The 26,986-nt window shown below is 50.4% G+C and carries 16 protein-coding genes; 12 read left to right on the top strand and 4 right to left on the bottom strand.

Going from position 1 to position 26,986, the window contains the following annotated elements; genetic code table 11:
- Window positions 1–106: 106 nt before the first annotated feature.
- The gene (locus tag F566_RS37040) at window positions 107–265 is read left to right on the top strand and encodes a hypothetical protein (RefSeq protein WP_020409937.1); all 159 of its coding nucleotides are present in this window, start codon (window positions 107–109) and stop codon (window positions 263–265) included.
- Here the strand turns inward: F566_RS37040 and F566_RS0125810 are convergent.
- Window positions 258–4,703: an RHS repeat domain-containing protein gene (locus tag F566_RS0125810; RefSeq protein ID WP_020409936.1), complete on the bottom strand. Its 4,446-nt coding sequence runs from the start codon at window positions 4,701–4,703 to the stop codon at window positions 258–260. The two genes, F566_RS37040 and F566_RS0125810, sit on opposite strands and share 8 nt — an antisense overlap.
- A 953-nt stretch (window positions 4,704–5,656) precedes the next feature.
- Here F566_RS0125810 and F566_RS0125805 point away from each other — a divergent pair.
- Window positions 5,657–6,388, top strand: coding sequence for a class I SAM-dependent methyltransferase (locus F566_RS0125805; RefSeq protein ID WP_020409935.1), 732 nt, complete (start codon window positions 5,657–5,659; stop codon window positions 6,386–6,388).
- Between the two features lie 188 nt (window positions 6,389–6,576).
- The gene (locus F566_RS0125800) at window positions 6,577–7,479 is read left to right on the top strand and encodes a hypothetical protein (RefSeq protein ID WP_020409934.1); all 903 of its coding nucleotides are present in this window, start codon (window positions 6,577–6,579) and stop codon (window positions 7,477–7,479) included.
- Here the strand turns inward: F566_RS0125800 and F566_RS0125795 are convergent.
- On the bottom strand, window positions 7,456–8,388 hold the full coding sequence (locus tag F566_RS0125795) for a DMT family transporter (protein ID WP_020409933.1): 933 nt from the start codon (window positions 8,386–8,388) through the stop codon (window positions 7,456–7,458). The two genes, F566_RS0125800 and F566_RS0125795, sit on opposite strands and share 24 nt — an antisense overlap.
- 209 nt (window positions 8,389–8,597) lie before the next feature.
- Here F566_RS0125795 and F566_RS0125790 point away from each other — a divergent pair, with 209 nt between their 5' ends.
- The 7 genes from F566_RS0125790 to F566_RS0125760 all read left to right on the top strand — a co-directional run bounded on the left by F566_RS0125790 (window position 8,598) and on the right by F566_RS0125760 (window position 22,542).
- A complete protein-coding gene (locus F566_RS0125790) occupies window positions 8,598–9,527 on the top strand; it encodes an SDR family oxidoreductase (protein ID WP_020409932.1) in 930 nt (309 codons plus the stop codon).
- A 7-nt stretch (window positions 9,528–9,534) separates the two neighbouring features.
- Window positions 9,535–12,885, top strand: a complete 3,351-nt coding sequence (gene recC / locus F566_RS0125785; protein ID WP_020409931.1) for an exodeoxyribonuclease V subunit gamma — start codon at window positions 9,535–9,537, stop codon at window positions 12,883–12,885.
- A complete protein-coding gene (gene recB / locus F566_RS0125780; protein ID WP_020409930.1) occupies window positions 12,885–16,541 on the top strand; it encodes an exodeoxyribonuclease V subunit beta in 3,657 nt (1,218 codons plus the stop codon). Before recC ends, recB begins: the two co-directional genes overlap by 1 nt.
- The gene (gene recD / locus F566_RS34115; RefSeq protein WP_020409929.1) at window positions 16,538–18,562 is read left to right on the top strand and encodes an exodeoxyribonuclease V subunit alpha; all 2,025 of its coding nucleotides are present in this window, start codon (window positions 16,538–16,540) and stop codon (window positions 18,560–18,562) included. Before recB ends, recD begins: the two co-directional genes overlap by 4 nt.
- Window positions 18,563–18,718: 156 nt before the next feature.
- Entirely contained in the window at window positions 18,719–19,489 is a 771-nt protein-coding gene (locus F566_RS0125770; protein WP_020409928.1) for a substrate-binding periplasmic protein, read from the top strand.
- A gap of 300 nt (window positions 19,490–19,789) precedes the next feature.
- Window positions 19,790–21,700: an ATP-binding protein gene (locus F566_RS0125765; RefSeq protein ID WP_083921180.1), complete on the top strand. Its 1,911-nt coding sequence runs from the start codon at window positions 19,790–19,792 to the stop codon at window positions 21,698–21,700.
- Window positions 21,701–21,918: 218 nt separating this feature from the next.
- Window positions 21,919–22,542 carry a hypothetical protein gene (locus F566_RS0125760; protein ID WP_157497096.1) on the top strand — a complete coding sequence of 208 codons (624 nt, stop codon included), beginning with the start codon at window positions 21,919–21,921 and terminating at the stop codon, window positions 22,540–22,542.
- A gap of 89 nt (window positions 22,543–22,631) precedes the next feature.
- Here F566_RS0125760 and F566_RS0125755 read toward each other — a convergent pair whose 3' ends face one another.
- Both F566_RS0125755 and F566_RS0125750 read right to left on the bottom strand, forming a co-directional pair.
- A complete protein-coding gene (locus F566_RS0125755; protein ID WP_020409925.1) occupies window positions 22,632–24,092 on the bottom strand; it encodes an aminoacyl-histidine dipeptidase in 1,461 nt (486 codons plus the stop codon).
- Between the two features lie 100 nt (window positions 24,093–24,192).
- Window positions 24,193–25,107, bottom strand: coding sequence for a LysR family transcriptional regulator (locus F566_RS0125750; RefSeq protein ID WP_026180318.1), 915 nt, complete (start codon window positions 25,105–25,107; stop codon window positions 24,193–24,195).
- A gap of 103 nt (window positions 25,108–25,210) precedes the next feature.
- On the opposite strand from F566_RS0125750, the gene F566_RS0125745 reads away from it, so the two are divergent.
- Both F566_RS0125745 and efpL read left to right on the top strand, forming a co-directional pair.
- Window positions 25,211–26,050: a pirin family protein gene (locus tag F566_RS0125745; RefSeq protein WP_020409923.1), complete on the top strand. Its 840-nt coding sequence runs from the start codon at window positions 25,211–25,213 to the stop codon at window positions 26,048–26,050.
- A gap of 171 nt (window positions 26,051–26,221) precedes the next feature.
- Complete coding sequence (efpL, locus tag F566_RS0125740) at window positions 26,222–26,791, top strand: elongation factor P-like protein EfpL (protein WP_020409922.1); 570 nt, start codon at window positions 26,222–26,224, stop codon at window positions 26,789–26,791.
- Window positions 26,792–26,986: the final 195 nt, after the last annotated feature.

Genomic DNA, 26,986 nt, shown 5'->3' with positions numbered 1-26,986 from the left:
AACAGCAGTTTCAGCGAATTCTGGCCGCTATGGTCTTCATACCCTAGTCTGATGAATAATAAATCGCCGCCAGCCACAATGTAAGCGCCCCAGGGTTAAACTTGGTGTGATTATCTTGCTATTGCTCATCACCGATACTGCATTCGGTGATGAGCAGATCCGTATCCATGCCCTTCAGGGGCCGGGTGACGCGGCGTTCAGCTATTACCAGGCTCTTCTTTGTTTCCCGGCTAAGGGAGCAACTGGCTGGCACTGCATTATCTGAAAGCCCCCGGATCTCTTAAGTTCCTTAAAACCATGCCAAGTACCGGTCTGGTTTCCCGATAGATCATTTCCCCCAGATATCCGCAGCCCGTTGTCCCTGTATGGATCAACTCTCTGCCAGAAGATGCCGATTTCAGATATTCTCCTAATCCATAGCCGGGGACACGTATCCTTGCTGCCGTCGTCTGAATCATCTGTTGTTTACCGAATTGATCCCACGGCGTCCTGCTAAATAGCGCTTCCTGTTCAGACGGTGTCATAGTGACCTGATCTTGTTTCCGTTCTTTCTCCCTTTCTTGTTGATCTCCCGGCCCAAAGTAACAGGCATAGGCATTGACCGAAGCATCACAAAAAGACACTTGCGAGTCCGGTGAAATAAACCTCATCAGCTCTGGACTATATGGACGTTGATACTGCCCTGTCATATAACATCCAGTAATCTCCTCAGACAGCTCTCCCCGGTAACCGGGCTCACCAGCGTAGGTCGAATCTGAAGATTGCATCCCATAAGGACCGAAGGCCATTTCTGTCACTTTGTCACCGAACATTCTCAACACGGGACTACGATGCATGTCGAGCCCATAAAAAATAGTACGGCGCTCATATCCTTCACTTTCCAGAATCCCCAGAATTTTCCCCTCGTGAAAGATATACCGCCTTCTGACAGGCCCCCGAGCTTCAACCACCACCTGATGCCCATAATATCGGCGCTGTACATGAGGTTGACCGGGTTGCTCCACAATTTCGAGCCGCCCCAGGGCGTTGTATCGAATCAGGCTCAAAATACCTTCACTTTCCGAATCTGTCTGAATCAGATGCCCCATCGGATCGTAATGTAATATTCGACAATCACCATTGATATATAAGCGGCTGAGATTTCCATTATCGTCATAATGAAGATCGACCTGATTGAATAGTCGCGAGTGACTGATCCCTGTGAGCTGACATGGGTCGGAAAGATTATCGTAATGAAAAATGGCAACGTTCTCCCCACAATCTGAGTGGCTGGTCAGTTTGATCACGTTGTCCAGAGTATCGTAATCATAGGACTGGGCACGAAGCGTCTCTCCGTTGGCGTCCTGTGGGGGGTGATCACCATCGCAATAGTAGTATTGCAATCTCCCGCGGGAATCGTACTCATAACTTTCATCCCGTATCAAAGTCTCACCCTGCATAACAAGCCGGCGCGCCACTTTGCCATCTGCGGTATAACTTTGGGTCATGACATATGGATCAAGACCAGAACAGGAAATGGATCGGGACCACTCCCGCCCTAATTCGTCATACTCCATCGCGGTCGTCATCGACCTGTTATGACGATGCTCCTCGAGATCGTATTGCGACAGTCGACCAAACTCGTTGTAATTGAATGTCACGGACATATCGCCATACTGAAGTCGTTCCATTCTTCCACAATCGTCATAGAAGCATCGCTGAACACTTCCGAACGGATCCCGGTATTCGATGAGCCTGCCCTGCAAAGAATACTTGTATACTGCTTCCTCCATGTGCCCACTCTGCATCCAGATTTCCCGCTGCAGCTTGCCTGAAGGATAATAGTCCCTTATATACTCCCAATCAGTATCCGGATCATCACTGCGAATAAGTTGCGCGCTCAACGGATGATACTCGTATTGGGTTTCTTCGCTGTGCCAGGCCGACGGCATATATCGATCTGTCACCTGCTGGTTAAGCTGGGGCTCGTAGCGATATTCAATAATATCCCCACCAGGGAGCTGTTCCCGAAGCGGCTTATTCAGACTGCCCTCATAAAAATAGGACGTACTCCTTCCGCCAACTCGCCTTTGTATCAGCCGGCTCAATCCATCATATTCCTGTACGCCGACACACACATCGTTAACCCGGACCTCTGTCACAAGCGGCAACGTACTATGCGTACTACTGTAGCTGTAGAGTACTTCCGTATCATCCGGCAAGATCCGGGTGATTAATCTGTCTGCAAAGTCATACTCGTAAGTTGTAATCTGCAGCAACGGATCTGTTTTTGAAATACAGCGCCCCAGGCCGTCATAAATAAAGAGCGTTTTATCCACACTCTGATCCTGTGCGTTCAGATGCTCTATAATGATCGGCTTACCGAAATGATTGCTAGCCGTTACTGTTCTGGCTGACACACCTTGTTCAGCACTCTCCAACCAACTCATTTCAGTTTGCCGGGCAGGATCAAAATAACAGCATTCGGTAACACCATCAGGCCGCTTTACCCGCGACCGAAACCCCCAGTCATCATATTCATAACCATGGGTCAGAACTAACGCCTCACCGTCCAGCCAATCTATGTTGCTTTCCTCTACCATCTGTCCCAGCTCGTTGTATTCAGCATCATAGATAGTACGAAATACCGGTGCTTCTCCATCAGCATCCTGAGTTTCAACACGAAGAATTCGATAGAAGCCGTCAAACAGAACTCGGGTCATAACCCCACTGGCATCTGTATTCACTTGTTCAGCCTGATCGCTGTCATTGGCACATAGCTTATAACGATAGATTCGACTGGCGGATATTTCTGTATTACCGGCAACCGTTTCCCGCACCACACGTCCAAGGCTGTCGTACTCCCATTCAACACGGACCTCCTCTTCATCCTGTAAACTCAGTAGTCTGCCTGTGAGCAGGCACCGTCGGTCAACCTGCTCTTTACGTCGGCTGTCGAATCCGATCGTTGATCTGTAAGTTTTCAGTTCATGATGATCAATGGAATAAACGAACCTATTCACGGTGACTAAAGCATTCTGAGTATCCATCTGCTGCAACAGGCGACCGTGAATATAAGGTTCTTCTTCAGCGAGGGCATACTCCATCTCCCGGCTGATGCGTAATATCTCGTGGCCGATATCAGTTTCCCATACACTCTCATGTACGGGACGAAGAAAGGCAGGATTTCCCGAGGAGGTTGCTGTAAAAGCCGCATACTTATAGCGAGTCTGCACCACTGGAGCAGGCAAGGTAGCATGAGTGATCTGCGCTGGTGTCACTGTTTTGCTCTTGACGGATCTAACCAACCCAAGAGGGTCGGCAGGGCAACCCGGCTCACCATCCCTGTGGTAATAAACATACTTTTCCTGAATACCACTGGGCTTGCGAAGATACAGCAGGTTTCCATAGTCGTCATACTCCGTTTCCGTTACATCTTCGTGGCGACAGGCTGTATCACAGGACAGGTAAAAACTACTGACTTTTCGGATGGGTAACCGACATTGCTCGGGCTGCGCCTGAAACGGCAGGCCAGGTATGATTCTATAATCGTATTTATTGCGGCGAACCTTACCATTCTGATTGGTCACCTCGGACAGCATGAGATGAAATCGGTTATAGAGTCGACTGACGGTGCGGACCGCTCTCAGGCCATCCTGGTGATGCCTCATCAATGTTTCCACTGATCCGTATTCATAATCCGTTGTTACTTGATACAGATTGTCTTCATCTTCCTGCCAAACCAGATTAGGAGCACCGTAACCAAGAAAGTTTTTGGTCGTGTATCTATAGGTCGTGGTTGTTTCTGGTTGACCGGACCGGGGAGAACTGATCAGGCTGACAACATAGGGCAGATGGCTGTACGGACCTTCCGGCGGAAGCGTATGCCCCTGGTCCTGGTAATGGATAATCTCTGCGCCGCCTTCCGGCGTATCCAAGCGAGTAATGAAGAGCATTTCATGCATCCGGCGATACCTGAATCGCCAGCCTGCCGAATTGTCCACCGGTAGCTGCACTGACGTCACCTGACCATTATCCAACTCAATTCTGTAACGGGCTTCCTGAATCTGTCCAGGAAACAAAGTCACCAGGATAATCCCATCACTTCTTTCTATTCTGCACAGCACACCCCTGTCATCACGTACCTCCTTCAACAGACAATGGCCATTAAAGTCAGCATAGCTCAGGTGCAAGGTGTATCCCTCAGGAGCACTGATCTCAACAGGCATGTACATTGTGGCATTAACTCTTCTGAGTCTCTCGATCACCCCTGATTTATGTTTGATCAACAGGTCAGAACCCTGCTTTTCCAACACAAAGGTTTTCAGCTTACGGTTTCGGAATTCCAGGTGATCGCCACTAGCTTTTACTTGAAACCTTTCCGCTATTTGAAACCTTTCTTGTGCTTGATTTATGTCTCTATACCTACACAGAGCAGGGTGACTTGCCCCTGTGAACAAAAAGAGTTGAGAGCGGAAACTGTCAAAGCAGCTCAGTTGCAAGCTCCAACCAATGCCATAACCCAGGTCATCAGTCGATAAAGAATTGAACGCCAGAATCAAAGGCAACAAGGGAGCTTCTGCGACGTCCTGCCCCAAACCGGCCAAAATGATATGTGCGGAGAATAAGCCGGTTCTCGGGTCTACGCCTGACTTCAAATAGCTCTGGTGATTGAAAGCATTGGGATGGACGTGCTTCGGGCTCAAAAAAATATTTTTGTTCATCTTTTCATATCCTTATGGAAAGCTGATGTTGATTCAGAGGGACACGATTCACTCTTCTCGCAAAGTCATCGGAGACCGCAGGCCATATGAGCTTCTGTTCAAACCAGCGAAACAATCATCTGCAGGTAGCTGGTGGAACGCAACAATGCCCGGCGACACGAGTTAACTGACAATCAAGCGTTAACAATGACTAATGAAAGAAGTGATCTGATGAATAGGCGAGCAGATTTGATACATTGAAACCTCCTTATATCTGGAATCCTTGTCAGTCCCCTCAGACTTACATATCAGCTCAAATTCAACGGCGGCGAAATCCATATGCCTGATTCAGCGGAAATTTCAGTTTGAATACATCAGATAGGGAAGTAAAGTTGCGAGGAGAACATGTTAATAAAACACAATTCTGTAGCCGCCCATCACCAGACTGACGAAGAACTTATATCCCGCACCTCCCTTTACCTTACCCTGTATGGCTTGAGCCCTCATGCGCTATAGAAAATTACTTTATTTATCTTTTGGTTATCCGCGATTTTTAGAAAAATTAGTAATATTTACCGATAGCTGCATCGTAAAATTGTCTAAGACGTCAGTCAGTTTATATCACGTATCGAGGCCCTCATTTTCGGAACTGTCTCGCAAAGTTGATACCTTTCATTGAAAGAATTGACGCTTTAAAGCCCGCAGTTATAATCACGGAATGATTTATATTGATATCCACATTGTTTCACGAATTAAGGGCATTCCTGGTGGGGTGCCCGAAATCGTGAAGTAAATCTCTCAAGAACCTCTGAAGCTCTGGCATGCAGTACTGGCAACGCAGAGTGATTTTCAGAGGTTACTAGGCTCGCGATTTTGCGACAAACCCCGCCGTCACACGGACGGGGCTTTGTTACGCCTGAAGGTTGTCATTGTCACCCGTTCGTATAAAGGCATTTCAAACGGAGAACCATCCAATGACACAGAACATTTACGATACCACTGAATTTTTTGAAGGTTACAGCCAGCTGCCCAGGTCGCTTGCCGGTTTCGAGGGCGCGCCTGAGTGGCCTGCCATGCAGGCAATATTGCCGCCACTGACAAACACCAGAGTTGCAGACCTGGGCTGCGGATTCGGGTGGTTCTGCCGTTGGGCAGGTGAACAAAGGGCATCGGAAATACTGGGCCTCGATGTCTCAGAAAACATGCTCGCCCGAGCGAAAGAAATGACGTCACAGAGCAACATTGAGTATCTTCGCGCAGATCTGGAAGAGCTCTCACTGCAGCCTGATTCTTACGATATTGTCTACAGTTCGCTGACATTTCATTATCTCGCCAATCTGGACTCGCTTTTAGCCAATGTCTATCAGGCACTGAAGCCCGGTGGTTGGCTGGTATTCTCGGCAGAGCATCCGATCTTTACCGCGCCATCCAATCCCGGTTGGATCAGCAGTTCCCAAAAAAGGACAGTTTGGCCGGTTGATCAATATCTGGTGGAGGGCCAAAGGAAAACAGATTGGTTCGCAACGGGGGTGATCAAACAACACCGAACGCTGAGCACATACCTGAACATGCTGATCACCCATGGCTTTAACCTGAAACACCTGAATGAGTGGAAACCCGATTCAGAACAGATTCGTCTGCAGCCGGAGTTAGCCCAGGAGCTTGAACGACCAATGTTCTTTATCGCGGCGGCTCAGCGCCTTTAAACTGACTGGTGAGGGGTAATTTCGGCTATTGCCCCTCATTTTTTGCAGGACCATGATCTTCAGCAGGACCACCTGACCAGTTCCGGGTATGATAGAGTCTTCGCATGTTGGTTGCTGTATATACACGTTGGTTAAAGTATATCTACGTTGCCGACTTGAATAACTTCGATTTCTAAGCCCGCATATCCGTGACAGCGACAACTTCTATCAAGACTGAAAAATTTGCGTTCGAACTCAGCCAGGTCATCCGGGACCACTTTACAGCAGCCCATGAGCGAGTCCCTGAGTTTTATCGCCAACACTTTATTTCTGTCAGAGGCGTTTCTGCCCGGCACTGGAAACACAAGCGAGATATTCCACAGGATCTGATGTCAGTGCCAAGGGCTTTATGGCGACTATCCTCCAGACTGTGGCAGAAGTCCTCTAAATCCCCAGTTCCTCTCTCAGGAAAAGAAACCGCGCTTCTGCAGGCATTGGAAACAGACCTGTTGCAACTATCAGTGTTGCAACAAAAATTAAATCAGGTCACAGAACGCTGGATACCCGAGTGGAAAGCTTGTGAAGCGTCATTAAGCGCGCCTATGACAGAGCAACAGAGCGTTGCTGTCATGGCGTTCCTGCAGGATCGGCTGGGCCGTTTGGGAGGCACACGTGAAGGTAGCCGGGATTTACTGATGTTTCTGTTGATCGGGGGCCTGGGGCGGCAGTTCGCCGGTCATCTGGGCAGCCAGATCACTTTCGGCAGCGCCATGGCCACCGGAGCGGCGATGGCGAATGGGGTTTACCTTTCACAGCAGTCATTCTGGGGGCTTCTCTGGACAAAGTTTGCCGGCGTTCCCGCCTGGGTTGGCTGGGTAGGTGCCGGCACAGGCATGCTGGCCACGCTTGCGGTCGCCCCACTTTTGTCGCCACTGGCCGAGCTGGCAATCAATCGCCTTCGGGGTGAACGTTATCTACATAAAATGCTGGATCAGATTGAACGGGAAAACTTTCACACACGCGGAGAATTGATCGATATGGTGGGCCCGCTGGGCTCACTCAGTCAGTTGGCCCCTGACCTTTTGGCCCTACTCAGACAATTGCATCCCTGATGCCGTTTTTTCATCAACACTGACTGTCGTCTCCCGCTTGCGCCGGGTCGGCCATTGCGACACCACCATTCCCACCAGCATCAGGCCACAGCCAAATAGGGACTGTCCGTCAAGGTGCTCATTCAGCAGCCACCAACCACCAATGGCGGCAAATACGGCCTCCAGACTGATAATAATCGCCGCATGGGATGCAGGAACCCATTGTTGGCCCACGACCTGTAAAGTGAAGGCAACGCCTACCGACATCAGACCACCATAAGCAATGGGTCCTGCCGCAGCTATCAGTGTTTCAGAGGAGAGGGTTTCAGTGCCGAGGGCAATCAACCAACTTAGTAATCCACAGGCAAAAAACTGAACGATCGATATATGGATCGGGTTGTAACGTGGTGACAGCCAACCGACAATCAGAACATGGCCGGCCCAGAAAAAGGCTCCCACCAGTTGCAGGCTATCCCCATAGGACAAAGAGAAATCTTCCCGAATGCTGAGAAAATAAAGGCCCAGTACTGCCATAAGTGCACCGATCCATACTTTCGGCAATGCGCGTTGCCCCCACATCAGCGCAATCATGGGCACAATGACTATGTATAGCCCTGTAATAAAACCCGCTTTTCCGGCAGTGGTATATTGCAGGCCAACCTGCTGCAGACTGGCCCCCGCAAACAGAAACGCACCGGCAAGAATCCCCCCGGTCACCACTCCTGCTGATGCTGGCTTACCCGGTCCGATACGCTGAAAGCGAGGAAGTATGAAAAGTAGAGGGATCAACGACAAGGCACCGATCAGAAATCGCGCAGCATTGAAGGTAAATGGCCCCACATGGTCCATCCCTTTAACCTGGGCCACAAAGGCCATACCCCAAATTGCTGCTGCGAGAATCAGGAGGATTTCAGCTTTCAGCGTTTTCATACTGCAGTTCCAGTCAGTACGACGAAACCGATTCCTATCGACCTTTCAGACCTACCTAACATAAAATCCTCTGCCTGATTTCTGTTTAACAACGACCTATCCACAACACGACTGATTCAGGTTCAGTAAAATCGCTGCGGATTGTATCATGCCTTGTTTCATTGCAGACTAGGGTCTGTTGACGTTTCATTAAGAACGATAAATAACTGATGGTATCAACGCTCAGCCAATCCTCTGCTTCTCAGCCCAAAATCGTGATCACCGGTGCTTCAGGGTTTCTCGGTGCACATCTGTGCCGGTCATTTGCGAGTGAGTTTGATGTCGTCGCCGTCAGCCACCTGGCGACATTACCGGAATCATTAGCGCCATACAGGGTTCGCATGGATCTTCAGGACCAGGCAATGGTGGAGGCCATGCTGAATAACATGGCTCCGGTGGGAGTCATACACGCGGCCGCCCTGTCGGACCCCAACACCTGCCAGACCCGGCCGGAAATGTCGATGTCGCTGAATGTGGAAGTCACCAGGAATCTGGCAGCCAGTTGTGCCCATCGGGGTATCAGATTTCTGTTTACCTCCACCGACCTGGTATTTGACGGCAGCGGAGGAAACTACTCTGAAGCTGATCCAGTTAACCCTATCAACACTTATGGAGAGCACAAGGCATTGGCAGAGGATCTCATCAGAGAGGTTCATCCTGAAAGCACCATTGCCCGTCTTCCCTGGATGTTCGGTGCAGGCTTGCTGAAACCTTCAGCGTTTCAGGGATGGGTCGATCAATTGAACCGGGGAGGGTCTTTAACCGCCTTTGATGACGAATATCGTTCTGCAGTCAGTTATCGGGTGGCTGCTGAGGGTATTGCCCATCTGTTCCATCATGTACAAGGTGAAACCTTGCACCTCGGGGGCATCGAAACGACCACCCGCTACCACTTGCTGAATCAACTGGCCACCTTTCTAAAACAACCCTCTGAACTGGTACAGGCGCAATCCCAATCTGAGGTAATCATGCCAGCCAAACGGCCAAAAGACACCAGTCTGGATAGCCGCAAAGCACGAACTCTCGGTTATAAAACGCCGTTTCTGACAGATATGATTCAACAGACTGTATCTGCTCTCAGCGATATCCGACAAGGCTAGGAGTTTCATGCTTCAGGTCATCTATAGCCACCAACAGGAGCACCTGATCAGCCTACTGTCCGCCAGTCTGCGTGATCCTCTCTCACATCCGTTAACCCCGGAAACCATTGTCGTTCAGAGTCAGGGAATGGGGCGCTGGGTACAGCAACAGATCGCTGAGCGTAACGGCATTGCCGCCAACCTTAATCTGGTATTGCCTGCGCAGTTCATGTGGCAATTGTATCGCCTGGTACTCCCGGAAATTCCAGAACAGGATATCTGGAATAAGAATGTCCTGACCTGGCGCATTTTCCATCTTCTGCCAGAACAGTTAAATGATCCATCATTCCAGATGCTGGCCCAGTACCTGCGGCAGGATATGCCCGACCTTCGACTCTATCAGTTGAGTCGTCAGATTGCAGACGTATTCGACCACTATCTGATTTATCGGCCAGAATGGTGCCTGGAATGGCAGACACCGGAGTTTTCCCCCGATACGCTGGGGGAAAACGCCTGGCAGGCAATGCTCTGGCGCCAGCTGAATGCGGAGACCAGAGTTCCACACAGGGCGATCCTGAGTGAAGAAATGCTGGCCGGGCTGAGTCAGATAAAACCAGACCCAGCTCTGTTTCGGAAAGACGGAGGCGGGCTACCGGAACGCTTGAGTGTTTTTGGCATCCCCTACATGCCGCCTGGCTACCTGCAGGTGTTGTCAGAACTGGCCAAAAAACTCCCGGTCACCTTGTTCCAGTTCACCCCTACACCTCAGTACTGGGGCGATATCGCCTCCCGGAAAACCATTACCAATATCAAACTCAGCGATTCTCCTGACGCCGCTGACCTGTATGAAGAGGGCCACCGTCTTCTCGCTTCATGGGGCATTCCTCTCAGGGATCACATTGACCAGTTGGTGAACCTTCCCCAGGAGGATATTGGTGTATTTCCCGAACAGGAACACCTCACACCGACACTGTTGCAAAGGCTTCAGCGGGATATATTTCATCTTCGCCAGTCGCCCTGGGAGGATTACCGGGGCAAAGACAGCAGCTTGCAGATTCATTGCTGTCACAGTCCTCTGAGAGAAGTCGAAGTACTTTATGACCGACTCCAGGCATTGTTTCAAAATGCCCCGGATGACGACCCTCTCGATCCACGCGACGTTGTAGTCATGACGCCGGATATCGCCACCTACGCGCCTTTTATTGAAGCCGTGTTCGGGGCGCAGCAAGGGGACAAAGTGATTCCCTGGTCATTGGCCGACCTCAGCCGCACTAACGACACCCCGCTGGTACAGATATTTTTATCATTTCTGGACCTACTTCAGGGTCCGTTAAATGCCCCCGATGTTATGGGACTTCTGGAAGTACCCGCCATTACCAGACGTCTTGGGTGGGATATGGAACAACTGGAACATATCCGTCGTTGGGTACAGGAAGCGGCAATTCGCTTCGGCTGGGATAGTGCAGGGGATAATGATTCTGAGAACACTGACCACACCGGCCTGTTCTCATGGCAAGCAGGCCTGCAACGCATGCTACTGGGTTATGTATTGCCCGAATCTGTCGAGCTCTATCAGCAACAGGCGCCGTATTCCCATTTACAAAGCGCCGATGCCGAGGCCCTGGGCACTCTGGTCGCCCAGTTTGAGTGCTGGCGACTCTGGCACAAACAAATGAAACACGCGCTTGGTTCCGGGGAGTGGCTCAATCTTCTGCAAGACATCGTGGAAGGCCTGTTTGCCCCCCAGGAGACTATACTGGACAGGCAAGAAGCTTCAGCCGTGGAATCCATCAAGGAAACTCTGCAGGAATGGTCCGATGACCTGAAGCTGGCAGGGTTTACCGGAAAACTGCCGTTTGAGGTAGTTCGGAAGGAATTGTCTCAGCGCCTGGAAGGACCTAACCGTCGCCAACGCTTTCTTAATGGTACCGTGACTTTCTGCGCCATGGTGCCTATGCGTAGCCTGCCTTTTAAAGTGGTGGCCCTGCTTGGTATGAATCAGGAAGTGTTTCCACGCCAGGATCAGCCCATGAGCTTTGACCTGATCGCCAAGTCCCCCCGTAAGGGTGACCGGGCCCGGAGAGATGAAGACCGTTTTCTGTTTCTGGAAGCCCTGCTGTCGGCACGAGAAGTGTTTTACCTTAGTTATGTGGGACGCAGTGTGAAAGACAACAGCGAGCGAACTCCGGCTGTTGTCATTGATGAATTGTTGGATCTCATTGGTGAACAGACATCACCGGAAACAGCCGGTAAATTAGTCAGAGAGCATCGTTTACAACCATTTCATCCTTCTTATTTCACCGACGCTGCCGATTCACTCCGCAGTTACCAGCAGGATTGGTGTGCCCCTTCTGTCAGCCGGGAAAACCAGGAAAATTTGCAGGAAGTCTCCCACTTCGTCGACTCTCCTCTGGAAGCGCCTGACCCACCATGGTATTCCATGGATAACCCGCTCTCGCTGAACTCTCTACTCAGCTTCGCCGGACATCCAACCCGTTATTTTGTAAAGCAACGCCTTAATATTGAACTCGAACAGGCAAGCAGCCTGGAAGACAGCGAACCTTTCGCACTGGCGGCATTAAACGGATACCGGATACGCGAACTCTGGCTTGAAAGAGTCGTCGCGGGACAGGCACCCGAGCATATCGAGAAAGTTCTGCGAGCTCAGGGACATTTGCCTCTGGGAGAATGGGGAGAGCAATGGCTGTCACAAATGCGCTCAACCACAGCCGAAATGACCGCCTATGCCAGCCCCTGGCTGTCCGGTACGCCCGAACACATCGACTTCAATTTGACAGACAGAGGTGTACCACTACATGGACGCCTCTCCAGTTGTCGACCACAAGGCAGGCTGAAACTATTTGCGGGCTCCTTGAGGGGCAATCGATGGCTGCAGAGCTGGTTGGAACACCTGGTTCTCAATGTTGTGCAACCGGAGCATATTCAGTGGCAAACCCAGTTGATCGGCTACAGCAAAGGATCTATAGACAGCTGGCAGTTACGACCCGTACCACACGACGAGGCCTTGAATTATCTGGAGCAATTCCTTGAGCTCGTGCAACAGACCAGTCAACGTCCACTCCCCCTGTTTCCTGAAACAGGGCTGACCTATGCGGAAGCATTGGCTGCCGGCAAAGAGGCCTCTAATGAAGCACAACGTAGCTGGTATAACGAAAATGCTCCTGAACGCAGTGAGTTGCTTCACCCCTACAACCGATTGGTCTGGCAACAGATTGAGCAGCCCCTGAACCACGAATTCGAAGCTCTGGTTCAGCAGATCTGGACGCCCATCCTGCAATATCGAAAACGTAGTGATTTTGATTCGGCAGATACTGCCCCTGCAACGCCTGCAACCGATCAGAAAGGAGGGCAGGGTTAATGCTGCCGCTGAATCCTCAGATCATTCCGTTGCAAGGGCGCCAGCTGATCGAAGCCAGTGCGGGTACAGGGAAAACCTACACCATCACTACGCTTTACTTAAGAGCCATCGTGGAACACCGTCTGGATGTGCGTAATATTCTGGTCGTGACATTCACTCGGGCCGCGACTGACGAGTTACGTCACCGGATTCGCGACAGGCTACATAGCGCATGGCAGGCACTTCAGACGGAATCTGCTGACGATGACTGGCAATGGCTTCGCGATTTCGCCAACCAGGAATTAGATAGCCAGGACAGCCTTGAACAGGCACGTTGGCGGCTACAGAAAGCCATTCTTGAAATGGATACTGCGGCCATTTATACCATTCACGGTTTTTGTCAGCGAGCATTGCAGGACCACGCTTTCGACAGTGGAGTATTGTTTGATACCACTTTAGAACAGGATACCGGCAGACTGCTTCATCAAGCCTGTCAGGAAGTCTGGCGTGAAAGATTCTACCAACACCCCATACTGGCCCATACAGCCTTCGAACTGGGCTATCAGGGACCAGAACATCTCCGTGATATTGTCAGAGGTTATCTCAATAAAACAGATCTTATCCTGCCGTCATTTGAGGTGGATATAGATAACCTGAAACAGCAGTCCGGTGTACTTAAACAACTTTGGCAGGATTCAGGGGAAGAAGCTCTGGGGCTACTCAGTGAAGCCGCGAAAACCAAAATTATCAGTGCCAGTGCCAAGAATTACGGGCCTGCCACCCTGGAAGCGATCAGGGATTCAATGGACACTTGGTCGCAGTTGGATGACGCTCTGACTTTGCCGAAGCAGGCTGCCATTCTGGCCAGAAATCACCTGCATAGCCAAGTCCTGAAAGCGGCTGCCAAAAAGGGCCTGGAAGCACCTGAGCACCCGTTGTTCGATGGTGTGGAACACTACTTGGAAGTCAGCGATCATCTGTCTCCCTGGCTTCTGGTAACACTGATCAAAGATGTGCGTGATGCTTTTTCCCGCTTAAAACACCAACGTCAGGTTATGGGGTTCGATGATCTGATCACGCGCTTGCGAGAAGCTATCCGAGGGCCATTGGGAATGCAACTCAGCCAGACTCTCAGGGAGCGATATCCTCTGGCGATGATTGATGAGTTTCAGGATACGGATCCGGCACAGTATGCCATTTTTAATTCGATTTATCGGGTGGAGGCATCTGCGCCTGAAGACCTCTGCGGGCTGGTAATGATCGGCGACCCGAAGCAGGCAATTTACAGTTTTCGGGGCGCGGATATCTACGCCTATCTGCAGGCCAAACACGAGACGACTGCCCGTTACACCATGGACACCAACTGGCGCTCACACAGCGAGTTGGTGTATGCCGTTAACAGCCTGTTTTCCGCTAATAAAAATGCCTTCCTGATGGGACAGGATATTGAGTTTTATCCTGTGCAGGCAGCAGGCCACGCTGACGCTCTTCCTCTCACAATAGAGGGTAAAGCCGTCTCTCCGTTGCATTGCTGGATGTGGCAACGTGAAGCAGATGAGCAGAAAAAATCCCTGGACAAAAAAATAGTTGTTCCGACAATTGCTGCCACAATAGCCAGCGAAGTCGCCCATTGGATTAATCTCGGTAGTACAGGTAAAGCCTGTCTGGGTGAGAAAACCGTTAAACCGGGCGACATCGCCATTCTGGTTCGTAAAGGCAGTGAAGCACTGGCATTACAGCAGGCCTTGCAGGAGCGCCATGTCAGCAGTGTATTTCTGAGCCGGGAATCGGTTTATCAAACTGCCGAAGCAGAGGACCTGTTTTATCTGATTCAAGCTTTGCTTGAGCCAACGGAGGAAAGTCGGCTGCGAGCCGCCCTGGTCACACACTGCTGGGGTTATAATGCCAACCGTCTGGAAGCACTCGCAAAGGACGAAGTTGCCTGGGAGCAACTGTTGCACGAATTACTGCAACTACGCCAGGATTGGCAACGCCACGGTTTCCTGGTCATGTTTCAGCGATGGCTCCATCTCTATCAGATCCCGGCACGACTGTTGAGTCGACCACAGGGTGAGCGTGCTTTGACTAACCTGCTGCATCTGGCAAGTTTACTACAAACGGCCCAGACGGAAGCACCAACACCAGAATCACTTTCAGTGTGGTATGTCGCCCAACGGGAAAGTTCAGCGGCGCAGCAGGATGAGCACCAGCTCCGATTGGAAAGTGATGATGATCTTGTCAAGATTGTAACAATTCACAGCTCCAAGGGACTGGAATATCCATTGGTCTATTGCCCCTTCATCGGACTGGGCTCAAACTGGCCATCGGCGCCGTTCTGCATACATGACCCGGCCAACAATCAAGAACTGGTCCTGGATTTCGGTGAACGCGAGGAGGCCCGCCAGCAGGCCGGTATGGAATCGCTGGCCGAGGATCTCCGGCTGCTCTATGTTGCTCTAACCCGGGCCAGGCAGCATTGCGTATTCCCCTGGGGAGCGTTCAAACAAATGCAGAACACCGCCATGGCCTGGTTGCTATATGGCAGCAGTGCTGATACTGACAATACCGGCGGCTTGCCTGATGTTAAAGGATACCCATCAGATGATGAGGGTCTGTTTGCGCCACTGCTTCAACTCAGTGAGTCAGTACCCGGTCTGACATGCCTTCCCATGCCCGACCCGCTTCATGAACGCCGGATTGATCAGGGAGCTAAACCAACATTGGCGGCTCTCCCGGTCCTGAAGCCAGTCAGACAACAATGGATTCAGTCCAGTTACAGCCACTTAGCACAATCAAGCAACGAAAGTCAGACACATCCGGTCTCAACCAGAGCAGAAGAACTGGGAGAAGATACGCACGAGTTACCCGACATCACTGCAGACCTGCCAGTGGAAAAATCTCTGGCCAGCTTTGCCGCCGGCAGCCTGAGCGGACTGTGTCTGCACAGTATCCTGGAACAGATAGATTTCACTGAAGAAGACCCCTCAGCCCTTGATCTGGTTATCTCACAGCAACTGGACTATTTCCGCTTATATCCGCCAGATCAGAATGGCGATTGGGTTATTCCGTTGAGAGAGGGTATACAGGATGTTCTTAACACTCCTCTGCCGCTGCCAGAAACGACTGCGGCTGAGGCAGCGGAAACATCCCCATTGCGTCTGCGCCAGCTGAGTAATACCAACAAAATCGTGGAAATGGAGTTTTTCCTTCCCATCCACAATCTTCAGGCGCACAGGCTTAACCAGTATATTGACCGGCTATGGCAATCCGATGACCACGCCAATCTGGACTTTCCTCAACAAACCGGGCAGCTCCACGGCTTTATCGATCTCGTCTTCCTGCACAATGGTCGATTCTATCTAGCTGATTATAAAAGTAACAAGCTAGGGGAATCCGCAGTGAATTATGATCAGACGGCTATGTCGATCGCGATTCGTGAACACCTTTACGACCTACAATACATGATATATGCGCTGGCCCTGCACCGCTTCCTGGAGGCCAGACAACCAGACTATGATTATGACCAACATTTCGGTGGTATTTATTACCTGTTTTTGAGAGGCATGACCGGAGACAAAACAGAACCAGAGACAGAACAGACCGGCGTCTACTTCTATCGCCCCACCAAAGCGGCAATAACTGAGTTCATTGGCATTGTTCAAGGTAATCACCCATGAGTACCGTCAGCCATATATCTCTGGTCAATTTTGCCGCCGACTCCGGACTGCTCAGGCCCTTAGACGTAGCTCTGGGGCGAATGGTGGCGGAAATCGAGATGAAAGCCACGCATACACCGCCAACTTCAGAACAGACGGGATTGCTGATATTCACAACGGCATTGGTCTCACAAGCTCTGGCGCAGGGACATTTGTGTCTGAATCTCTCTGAACTTGCAGGAAAACCCGTCTGGCCTGGAAATCAACGCCTGCAGCAATGGTTACAGGAGACTCAGAAACCATGGCCCAGCTATCCACCACTCAATGAATGGAAACAGACGTTGCAGGCATGTGGACAAGTGGCTGATGCAGAAAAGTTCGGTTCCCAGAGTGAAGATTGGTCAACTGGCTTGCTCTGTCTTGACCAGACTGACCGGCTTTATCTAAGCCGCTTTTACGAGGCAGAGTTGACACTCGCAGACCACTTTCAACGACTGCAGGCTTCCTACTTCGATCTGCCAGCACCTCAGTTGGCCGATTATTTAAAGCGATATTTCGCAGACACCGACAACAATCTTGAAGGGGACAATCGTCAGGCACTGGCAGCCCTTTCCGCCAGCGTTCATGGATTCTGTACCATTGTCGGGGGACCGGGTACCGGTAAAACCACAACCGTTACCAAAATCCTGGCGATGCTGATAGAGCTGAACTCTGGCTCAAAGCCACTGCGAATAGCGCTGTCAGCCCCTACCGGTAAAGCTGCGGCGAGGCTGATGGAATCTATCGCCAAAGCCCGCAGTCGTATACCCGCCAGTGAGGAGATTAAAAATCTTATTCCTGCCAATGCCTCGACACTGCATCGTCTTCTAAAGGTCCGCCCAGACGGCAAAGGTTTCCGCCATCATCGCGAAAACCCTCTGGCACTGGATGTATTACTGATCGATGAAGTCTCTATGGTGGATGTACTGCTGATGCGCTCTGTTTTGGAAGCGCTACCACCCAATTGTCGGCTTATTCTGCTGGGGGACAGTGATCAGTTGGCCTCAGTAGAGGCTGGTAATGTCCTGGATGATGTGTGTCGTTACCGAGATTCGTTCGGCCTAAGCAAGAAATTCCATGACCTGGCCAGTCAAACCGGTTTGTCACCGAATTTGTCAGCAGACCCGGCCCCACCAGAATTAACCGATAGAGTCATCAGACTCACCCAAAGTTACCGGTTTACCGCTGACAGTGGCATCGGGCACTTGGCCAGATCCGTCAATGAAGGCCATGGAAGTGAGGCCTGGGGAATATTACAGGATCAAACCCGATCTGATATTCATTGGCAATTGTTGCCTCAGGGCGAACCCATTCCCACATCCGTGTTGAAGCCGGCGTTAGAGGCCTATGAGAAATATCTGAAAGCTGATTCGGTGACGCAGGCGCTTGTATATTTTGATCACTACCGCATCCTCTGCGCTATCAAGGAAGGGTATTACGGCGTTGAAACGCTGAACCAACTCGTAGAACAACACCTGCAACGGCGGGGACTAATTCCACGGGGGGGATCAGGGACGGTCGGGCATTATCGAGGTCGTCCTGTCATGATTACCCATAACGATTACCGGACCCAGCTTTTTAACGGTGATATTGGCCTAGTCTGGCCTGAAGCAAATGGTAGTCTGAAAGCCTGGTTTACTGATGACCGGGGTGAGGTGAGATCGATTCCCCTTTACCGATTACCACGTCATGAAACCGTCTACGCCATGACCATCCATAAAAGCCAGGGGTCCGAGTTCAATCACTGTACGGTCGTGATGCCAGACCCGGAACAAACATTGCTCACCAGAGAACTTCTTTACACCGGTATTACCCGGGCAAAAGAACAGGTCAGCCTTTGGGGCAATAAAGTGTCACTCATGGCCGCCGTTCAGCGTAAAACCCACCGCATGTCGGGCTTGGCCGAACGCCTGTGGAGGGTTAAGCAAGACAAAGTGGAAACCCCTTCTCAGTCTCAAAACGACTCGTCAACGTCCTCTGGAGAACAGCTGGATCTCTGGTAGCACTCACACAGCTCGGTTCAGATCCCCATATCCGTGTATTCACTGACGTGGAAAATCACTATGGGTCAATTTTTAAACTGGCACTACTCTAAATATGACAGATCATGATGTTTTCATGGCTGTTTCTCAACTGAACCTGCTGTAACCGAGGTATCTATGAGTCCCGTCAAACAAAGTCTGCCGGTATACCGGTTGACGAAGCTGCTGACACTGATCACAGCACTTTTCTTCACGGCACCGGCCATGGCGACAGAAAAGTTCAATCTGGTCACAGAGAACTTTCCACCATTCAACATGAGCCTCCAGGACAACAAGTTTGAACACAAGGACGAGAATATACACGGCATCAACACCGACATTGTCAAAGAACTTTTCAAACGCGCTGGTTATGAATATCGGCTAAAACTTCGAAACTGGGATTACGCTTACAATTTCACTCAACGCAAGGCTTACCGGGGGGTATTTGGAACCACCTATACCGAAGCCAGAAAGCCTCTCTTTAAATGGGTCGGTCCTCTCTCCACAAATGACTGGGTACTGTTCGCCAAAAAGAATTCGGGTATCAAGTTAAACACTATCGAAGACGCCCATGCTTACCTTATTGGTTGCTACAAAAATGATTCCCGGGCTCAGTTTCTGAAGCAGAACGGATTTAACACATCTGAACTGGATGATGACAGCCTTAATCCAAAACGACTGGAAGATGGCCAGATAGATCTGTGGATAACCAGTACTTCTTCAGGCCTTTATTACGCTATGCAGGCCGGTATCAACAGTATCGAACCGGTATTCACCCTGAAAGAAACCAAATTGTTTCTGGCCATGAATCCGGAGACACCTGATCAGTATATTAACCAGCTCAATTCCGTATTAGCCGATATGCGTCAGGACGGAACCGTCGACAGAATCCAGTCACTATATCGCTAGGCCTGAATCTACAGCGCTACCGGAGGTATGCTTCGGAGCAGCCATAATCGGCGATCTTGTATCTGACGACCTAATGGTTCCAGGGTTGAAGACACATGGGCTTTTACAGAAACTGACTACTGAAGAATACCGGCAGGTGGGAGGCACACTTACCGCCTGCCGTATTCACAAAAGCCTTTCAATAAGACGTCACGTTATATAATCCGCTCCCAAATCGTCTATTCTATCTGTACGCGAATTTTATTTTCACTAATTGTCCGGGCCAGGCTATAGGAGCCAACGGCTGACAAGGAACGAGACTTGCGGAAATTTCTAGCTGCCTGTTGTGTGTTCATTCTAGTGACGGGACTCGTAGAACTTGTCTTGTTTCAGGAGACTCGTCGACAGGAACTGATTCAGTATCGCAACACACTGAGTCAAGCCGGGGAGATACGTGGAATCCTGCAATCTGAACTCAATGCCACCCTGCATCTGGCCACCGGCCTCGTATCTTATATTCAGGCAAATGATGGCGCCATCAAACACAAGGAACTATCTCTTTGGCTGGAGGGGCTGAGCCGCCAGGGGAGATATATCCGCAACATCGGTCTGGCTCCCGGTAACAGGCTGACATACATATACCCGCGGGAAGGTAATGAAAAGGCCCTTGGACTCTACTATCCGGATCAGCCCAATCAATGGCCCGAAGTGGAGAAAATGATACGGGAGAAGCAAGCAATTCTTGCTGGTCCCGTTGAGCTTGTACAAGGTGGAAACGGACTTATTTATCGTAACCCCGTATATCTTGATGATGGTCAATACTGGGGGCTCGTGAGTACCGTCATCAATGCAGACCACCTTTATCAGGTTGTCTGGGAAATGGCCCAAAGCCTGAAATTAGGCGTTTCCCTGAAGCGTGAAACGGATGCCGGCACAGTAACCTTTTACGAAACCGGCGAGCAAACTGAAAACGGGTCTGCCTCGCTGACCATTCAACTGCCAGGCGCTACCTGGAGCCTGGAAGCCTATCCTCTGGATATCGTATCAGCCGAGCAATATTACCAGACGTTTCGGGTATGGGGCTTGTTAGGATCGTTCTTGATCGCCGTACTGATTTATTCGGTTCTCCATACCAGAGAAAAGCATATGCTGGCGATGAAAGACAAACAGCATGTGGAAACACGTTTTACCACTGCTTTTGAAATGGCTCCCATTGGTATGGTGATTATTGATCACGATCTGAAAATTGAATCCGCCAATGCCGCTTTCTGTCATATGATCAAATGCGATCCGGCAAGTCTTACTGGCAAACCGATAATGAAACTTTTCACACCCTCCTTTCTCAGCAAAACACTGGCAGAAATAAATCAATCCCTGGATAGTGAACGAGGCCCACAGTCCTGGGAAATGCCGCTATCCAACATTGATGGAGATCAGGTGGATACGATCTTCCATATGGTGGGGCTACCCGGCAAAACACGGAAAGAACGCAAACTCATACTGCAGTTTCATGATATTCGGGAGCGCAAGCGGCTCGACAGAATGAAAAACCAGTTTGTCTCAACCGTCAGCCACGAGTTAAGAACACCGATAACATCCGTCAGTGGTTCTCTATCACTTTTGGAAAAGACAGATATTCTTGATACAGATCCGGAACGGGCGAAAAGTCTGATTACGATCGCGATTCGCAACAGCCGAAGGCTTCAATTGCTGATAAATGATCTCTTGGATATGGAGAAAATCACTGCCGGAATGCTGAATATGAAAATGGCCGTTCAGGATCCCGCTGAAATCTTATCGCAGGCGGTGGAGACTCTGGGCCCCTTTGCGGACCAGTATCAAGTTACTCTCAAATCAATCCTGCCCGAAAAATCTCTGAGAATCGAAGCGGATGATTCCCGACTGCTTCAGGTCCTCACCAACTTATTATCAAACGCAATCAAATTCTCTGAACCCAAAGGGACGGTGACCGTAGCATTGGAAGAAATCGATCAAAAGGCAAGACTCTCTGTGATCGACCATGGTCCGGGTATATCGGAATCTTTCCGGGATCGAATTTTCAACCGATTTTCTCAAGCCGACAGTTCTGACAGCCGAGCCAAAGGGGGCACAGGGCTTGGTCTTGCGATTTCTAAAGAGCTGGTCGAAAAAATGAGGGGATCTATCGGTTTTGAATCGGTTCCAGGCGTCGAAACCTGCTTCTTTACAGAGTTTTCACTAGTCAAGCAGTGAAGCCGTACCTCTGAGCGGCAAAGAGGTCGCTTTCCATTTAAATTCACCTACAACTAAGACTATCGATATGTGATAGTTAATCAAAATTTTCAATGACATGATTGGGTGTCAGAAAACGCGTTAGACCATGTACTCGTTCTGCGCTTCTCCCATAAAGGTCAGCAGATCTCCCATATTCATATAATCAAGAAATGCACTTCAAGTAGCAGGAAGCAAAGATGTCATTAGTCTCTCGAGCGAATATGCTCAACGTCCACATCAATCGACTTTTCTCTGAAATCATTGAGGAATCTCTCAAGTACAGGGCAAAGGGCAGTAAAGGCTTTATTACCGACATGGGCTATAAAGACCTTACCCCCGTTACAGAGCGCTGGGAATCACAATTGGTCAGAATCAACCGGGAGCTGAACTCTCTGGAGCACGGTGCAAGACTGGGATTCAACCAGGCAAAAGGAAAGCATGGATTTCATGCCCACAGAATGCGGCAGTCCTCCAACGATTCCGTAAAAGCCATCAATGCAGTCCAGAGTAATGCTAAAAGAGCAATGGATGCCGTCCTGGATCTGATCGCCGCACTGCGCGGTACAACCGACAGAGAGTGGATAGAAGGGTTGAAAAAGTTGATTGATAATGCAGAGGGTTTCCATAGCCAGTTGCACAAAATCGAATCTACCCTAAAGCAGCACGACCATGTCCTTTACCAGGCAGTGGGCAACAGTTTCCATGAAATCAAAACATTGCAAGCCCCTCCAGCAGCCACCGGAGGATTATTCAAAATCCTGATTTTGCTGCTGCTTTTCGTTCCAGCGATGAGAAAGATTGGAAATTCAGACAAAAGCTGAAGACCAACAACCATCGGTCGAAAAGTCACTTAGCGCTTTTCTGATACACATGCCCCGGTCCGAAAGGTTCCGGGGCATATCGATATATCTTACCGGCTTGCCTTCGCCAGGTGCCCAAGAGCCGCCAGCAAGAAATTCCAGAATCCTTCCACGCTCTTGATATGCACCGCTTCATCTGGTGAATGTGCACCGCGAATTGTGGGTCCGAAGGAAATCATATCCCATGCCGGGTAATTGGCTCCGAGTATTCCACATTCCAGCCCCGCATGAATGACCTGAATTTTGGGTTGATACCCAACCACTTCCTCATGGAGCTTCAACAAGGTTGCAAGCAAGTGAGAGTCTTTATTCGGCGCCCATCCTGGATAAGGGTCTTCAATACTGACTTCAGCACCTGCCAGCCCGAAGACCGCTGCCACACTCTCTGCCGCCTCGTCCCGACTGGAATTTTTCAGACTACGGGTCAGACATTCAATCCTAATATGGTGATCATCCATTGAGATCGATGCCAGATTATTGGATGTCTCCGTAACTCCCTCAAAATCCGAACTCATCCGGAAGACACCATGGGGACAGGCCGCGATAGTCTGGAGTAAGCGCAAGGTCAAAGGATCTGGTAGCAAAGCAGCAGAATCACATGACTCCATGGCCAGATGAATATGAGGCTCAACCGATCCAAGTTCCTCTGTAAAAGTTTCCTGAAGTTCGCTTATCACAGCCTTCACCTGCTCCACATCTGCAGGCAGGACAGCAATATTGGCAAAAGCTTCCCGGGGGATTGCATTACTCAGAGAACCTCCCGTCAGCGCAGCCAAGCGCAGAACGCTCAATTCTTCCTGCAAACGGGAAACTATTCTGGCCATGAGTTTAACCGCGTTGCCTCTACCCCTGTGGATATCGATCCCGGAATGCCCACCCCGCAGTCCCTTAACCGACAGGTGAAGATAGGCCAAATCTGAATTTGGCACTTCAGGTTCATAGGACAATACCCCTGTCACATCAACGCCACCGGCACAGCCTATATAGAGTTCACCTTCCTCCTCGGTATCCAGGTTCAAAAGCAGCTTACCTTCGATAACGCCAGGCTGAAGACCTTTGGCGCCGGTCATTCCGGCTTCTTCGTTAATCGTCAGGACCGCTTCCAAAGGGCCGTGTACGATATTGTCACTACACATCACTGCCAGAATCGCTGCGACACCAATGCCGTTATCTGCACCAAGAGTGGTTCCTGAAGCCGTTACCCACTCGCCGTCGATATACGCCTTAATAGGATCCGTCAAAAAATCATGTCCTGTACCCTCATTCTGCTGTGCCACCATATCAAGATGACTCTGCAGAATAATTCCGGGCGCATTTTCATGTCCTGCAGTGGCGGCTTTCCGAAGAATCAGGTTACCCACTTCATCCTCCTCAATACTGACGGGACAAGGGGCTAGTTTCTCACGGATTTTGCGTTTTAACTCAGCCTCCTCATTGGAAGGGCGAGGCGTGTCACACAACAACTGAAAGTTTTCCCAAACCTCTTTGGGTGCAAGTTCGGCAATCGACATATAAGTTCCTATTGATAACTCAATCCGCAAAAGTTGTGATTGAGACCGTTAACAAAACCAAGTTCCGGGACATACTGACATAAACCCGGAAGCATCCGCATTATGAGTTTTCCGGTAAAAACCAGTATTTTCCAGCCTGACTTCGGCTCAGTTCAAGCAACCGCTGCCCCAGGTATCGTCCGGCAGGCCCCTGCTGATCGATATCGCCATATGCCAGGTAAAGTGAACCTTCACGGCCACCGCCTTCCTGTAATGTCAGTTCCTTGAGCTGGCCAGATTCCAACAGAGGACCGATCCAGGTTAGCGGCAGCCAAGCGAAGCCGAGCCCTTTGCGCACCATATCCACCGAGGTGCTGGCATGGGTGACCGTCCAGCGCTGCTCAGCCCCCAGCCACCCGGAGCTGCGGCCTGCACTGCCGGAATCGCGCATGACGATTTGACGATGTTCGGCCAGATCCTGCTTGGTCAAAGGCCGATCAACTTTATGCAAAGCATGTCCAGGACAGGCAACGGGAACAAAGGGAATATCCATCAGCAGATTACCGATAAATCCCTGAGGGACAAAGGGGGTGACGACCAGATCACAGATTCCCTGCTTCAACAGATCCTCAGCACCTGATAGCACCGTTTCGATCAGTTCCACCCGGGTGTTGGGAAAGCAATCTGAAAAATCGGCCAGGGCCTGATATAACGATTCCTGCGGGAAGATAATATCCACCGCAATTTGAATCTGAGCCTCAACGCCTCTGGCCAGCCCTTCTGCGACTTGCTCCAGTTGCAACGCCTGGCGAATCAGACTCTCAGAGCGGCGAAGCAATAGCTCTCCCGCTTCCGTCAGCACCGCTTTACGGCCCTGAACCTCAAGTATTCTGACCCCCAGCATTGATTCCAGCTTATGCACCGCGTGATGAACAGTGGACTGGCTTTTATGCACGGCTTCTGCTGCCTGGGCGAAGCCTCCATGATTGATAACGGCGTGGAGCATACGCCATTGCTCCAGCGTAGATTTCAACATTGTTCGATCACTTCGAAAGGATATAGTAATACTATGAGATTTTTTTTCGATTTTGTAGCGCTATATTCGAATAAACAGTCACGCTAAAACGAGGAGGTTCAAAATGACCCAACGTCAACTCCAACGAGTCATTAATGCCACGCCAACCAGTGACGGTGCAGGTGTCAAAATTTCCAGAATTGCCGGTTTTTCGGCACCTGATTTTGAGCCTTTTCTGATGCTCGATGAGATAAGGTCGGCAGATCGTGGTGATTTTGTTGCCGGTTTCCCGGATCACCCTCACCGTGGAATCGAGACACTGACCTATATGAAGCAGGGCGGATTTGAACACCGGGATCACCTGGGACACGTAGGCTCAATCCGCACCGGAGGCGCCCAATGGATGTCCGCAGGACGCGGTATTATTCACTCGGAAACCCCATTGCCGGAAGCCCAGAGCATGCATGGGTTTCAGATCTGGATCAATCTGGCCGCCAAAAATAAAATGAAGCCTGCTGAATGGTCGGACGCACAACCGGAATCGATTCCGGAACTGGAACTGACAAACGGCCGTATCAGGGCTATCGCTGGCAAGTGGCAGATCAATGATCACTTATTGACTGCAACATTGACGGCATTGTCCCAGGAAGCCAGCTTGCTGGATGTCGAGCTGGAGGCAAGGGCAGACATTATTCTGGATACACCAGAAACACACCAGGTCGCTGTGTTTGTCTACGAGGGGAGACTGGAGACTACGGTCAGCCTGCAACGCCAGCAGCTCGGAATTTTTGAGTCTGGTGCAAAACTGCACTTGAAAGCCGGCGACCAGGGACTTGGCGCATTGGTGTTAAGCGGTCTACCCGTGAGAGAGTCTGTGGCCCATTATGGTCCATTCGTGATGAATACGACTGATGAGCTCAAACAAGCCATGTATGACTACCAAACCGGTCAGTTGACGGGTTGATCATCTCACCCGGATACAGCTCGCTTTTTGAATTAGCCTTACTTTTATGCCAGTAATCTCGTTATCCTTCTACAAACAAGGGGGCATTGTTCCCCCTTACTGCATGCCCTAAAATGCGCGTCGATCATATTCTGTAATTTCCGCCGCCGGCGCTGACCAGGAGACTTTTTCATGCCAAGGGCAAGTGAGATAAAACGGGGAGAAGTGGTTGAATTGAATAACCAACTACTGATCATCAAGGATATTGAGGTCCACAGTCCCAGTGCCCGCGGCGCCGCGACGCTATACAAAATGCGTTTCAGCAATGTGCGTACTGGCCTCAAACACGAAGAAACATTCAAAGGCGACGACATGCTGACGACAACGCTTCTGGAGCGTCGCCCGGTGACTTTCTCGTATATTGATGGGGACGATTATGTCTTCATGGATGCCGAGGACTACAGCCAGTACCTACTGAAAAAATCCGACATCGCCGACCTGTTGTTATTCCTGACAGAAGAAACTGCAGGTTTGCAGGTTCTGATGGTAGAGGGGCAGGTGATTGCTCTGGAACTTCCCCAGACCGTAGAAATGGTCGTGGAAGAAACGGCTCCAGCCATGAAAGCCGCCTCTGCCAGTGCCCGAACCAAACCAGCCACCTTCGCAACTGGCTTGACCATACAGGTGCCTGAGTATCTGGAGCAGGGAGAGAAGGTAAAGATTCACACCGGTGAGAAGCGCTTCATGGGGCGCGCTGACTGATTAGGGCAGGTGATGACAATAACGGCTGTCATCACCTTAACCAACGTCTATCCCCGCCAAAAAACACCAATTAATTAAGCATGATTGGCTGCATGCTTCTAAACTCATAATACTATGGCCTGTTAGCGCGAATGAAACGCAACAGGGCTTAGCACCAGCTTAATGCTGGCCAATCATAATCTCTTAAGCCCTTAG

Origin of the sequence: Hahella ganghwensis DSM 17046, assembly GCF_000376785.1 — a bacterium.
GTDB lineage: Bacteria > Pseudomonadota > Gammaproteobacteria > Pseudomonadales > Oleiphilaceae > Hahella > Hahella ganghwensis.
Note: the sequence above shows the minus strand (reverse complement) of the source record. Positions and strands in the feature narration are given on the sequence as shown.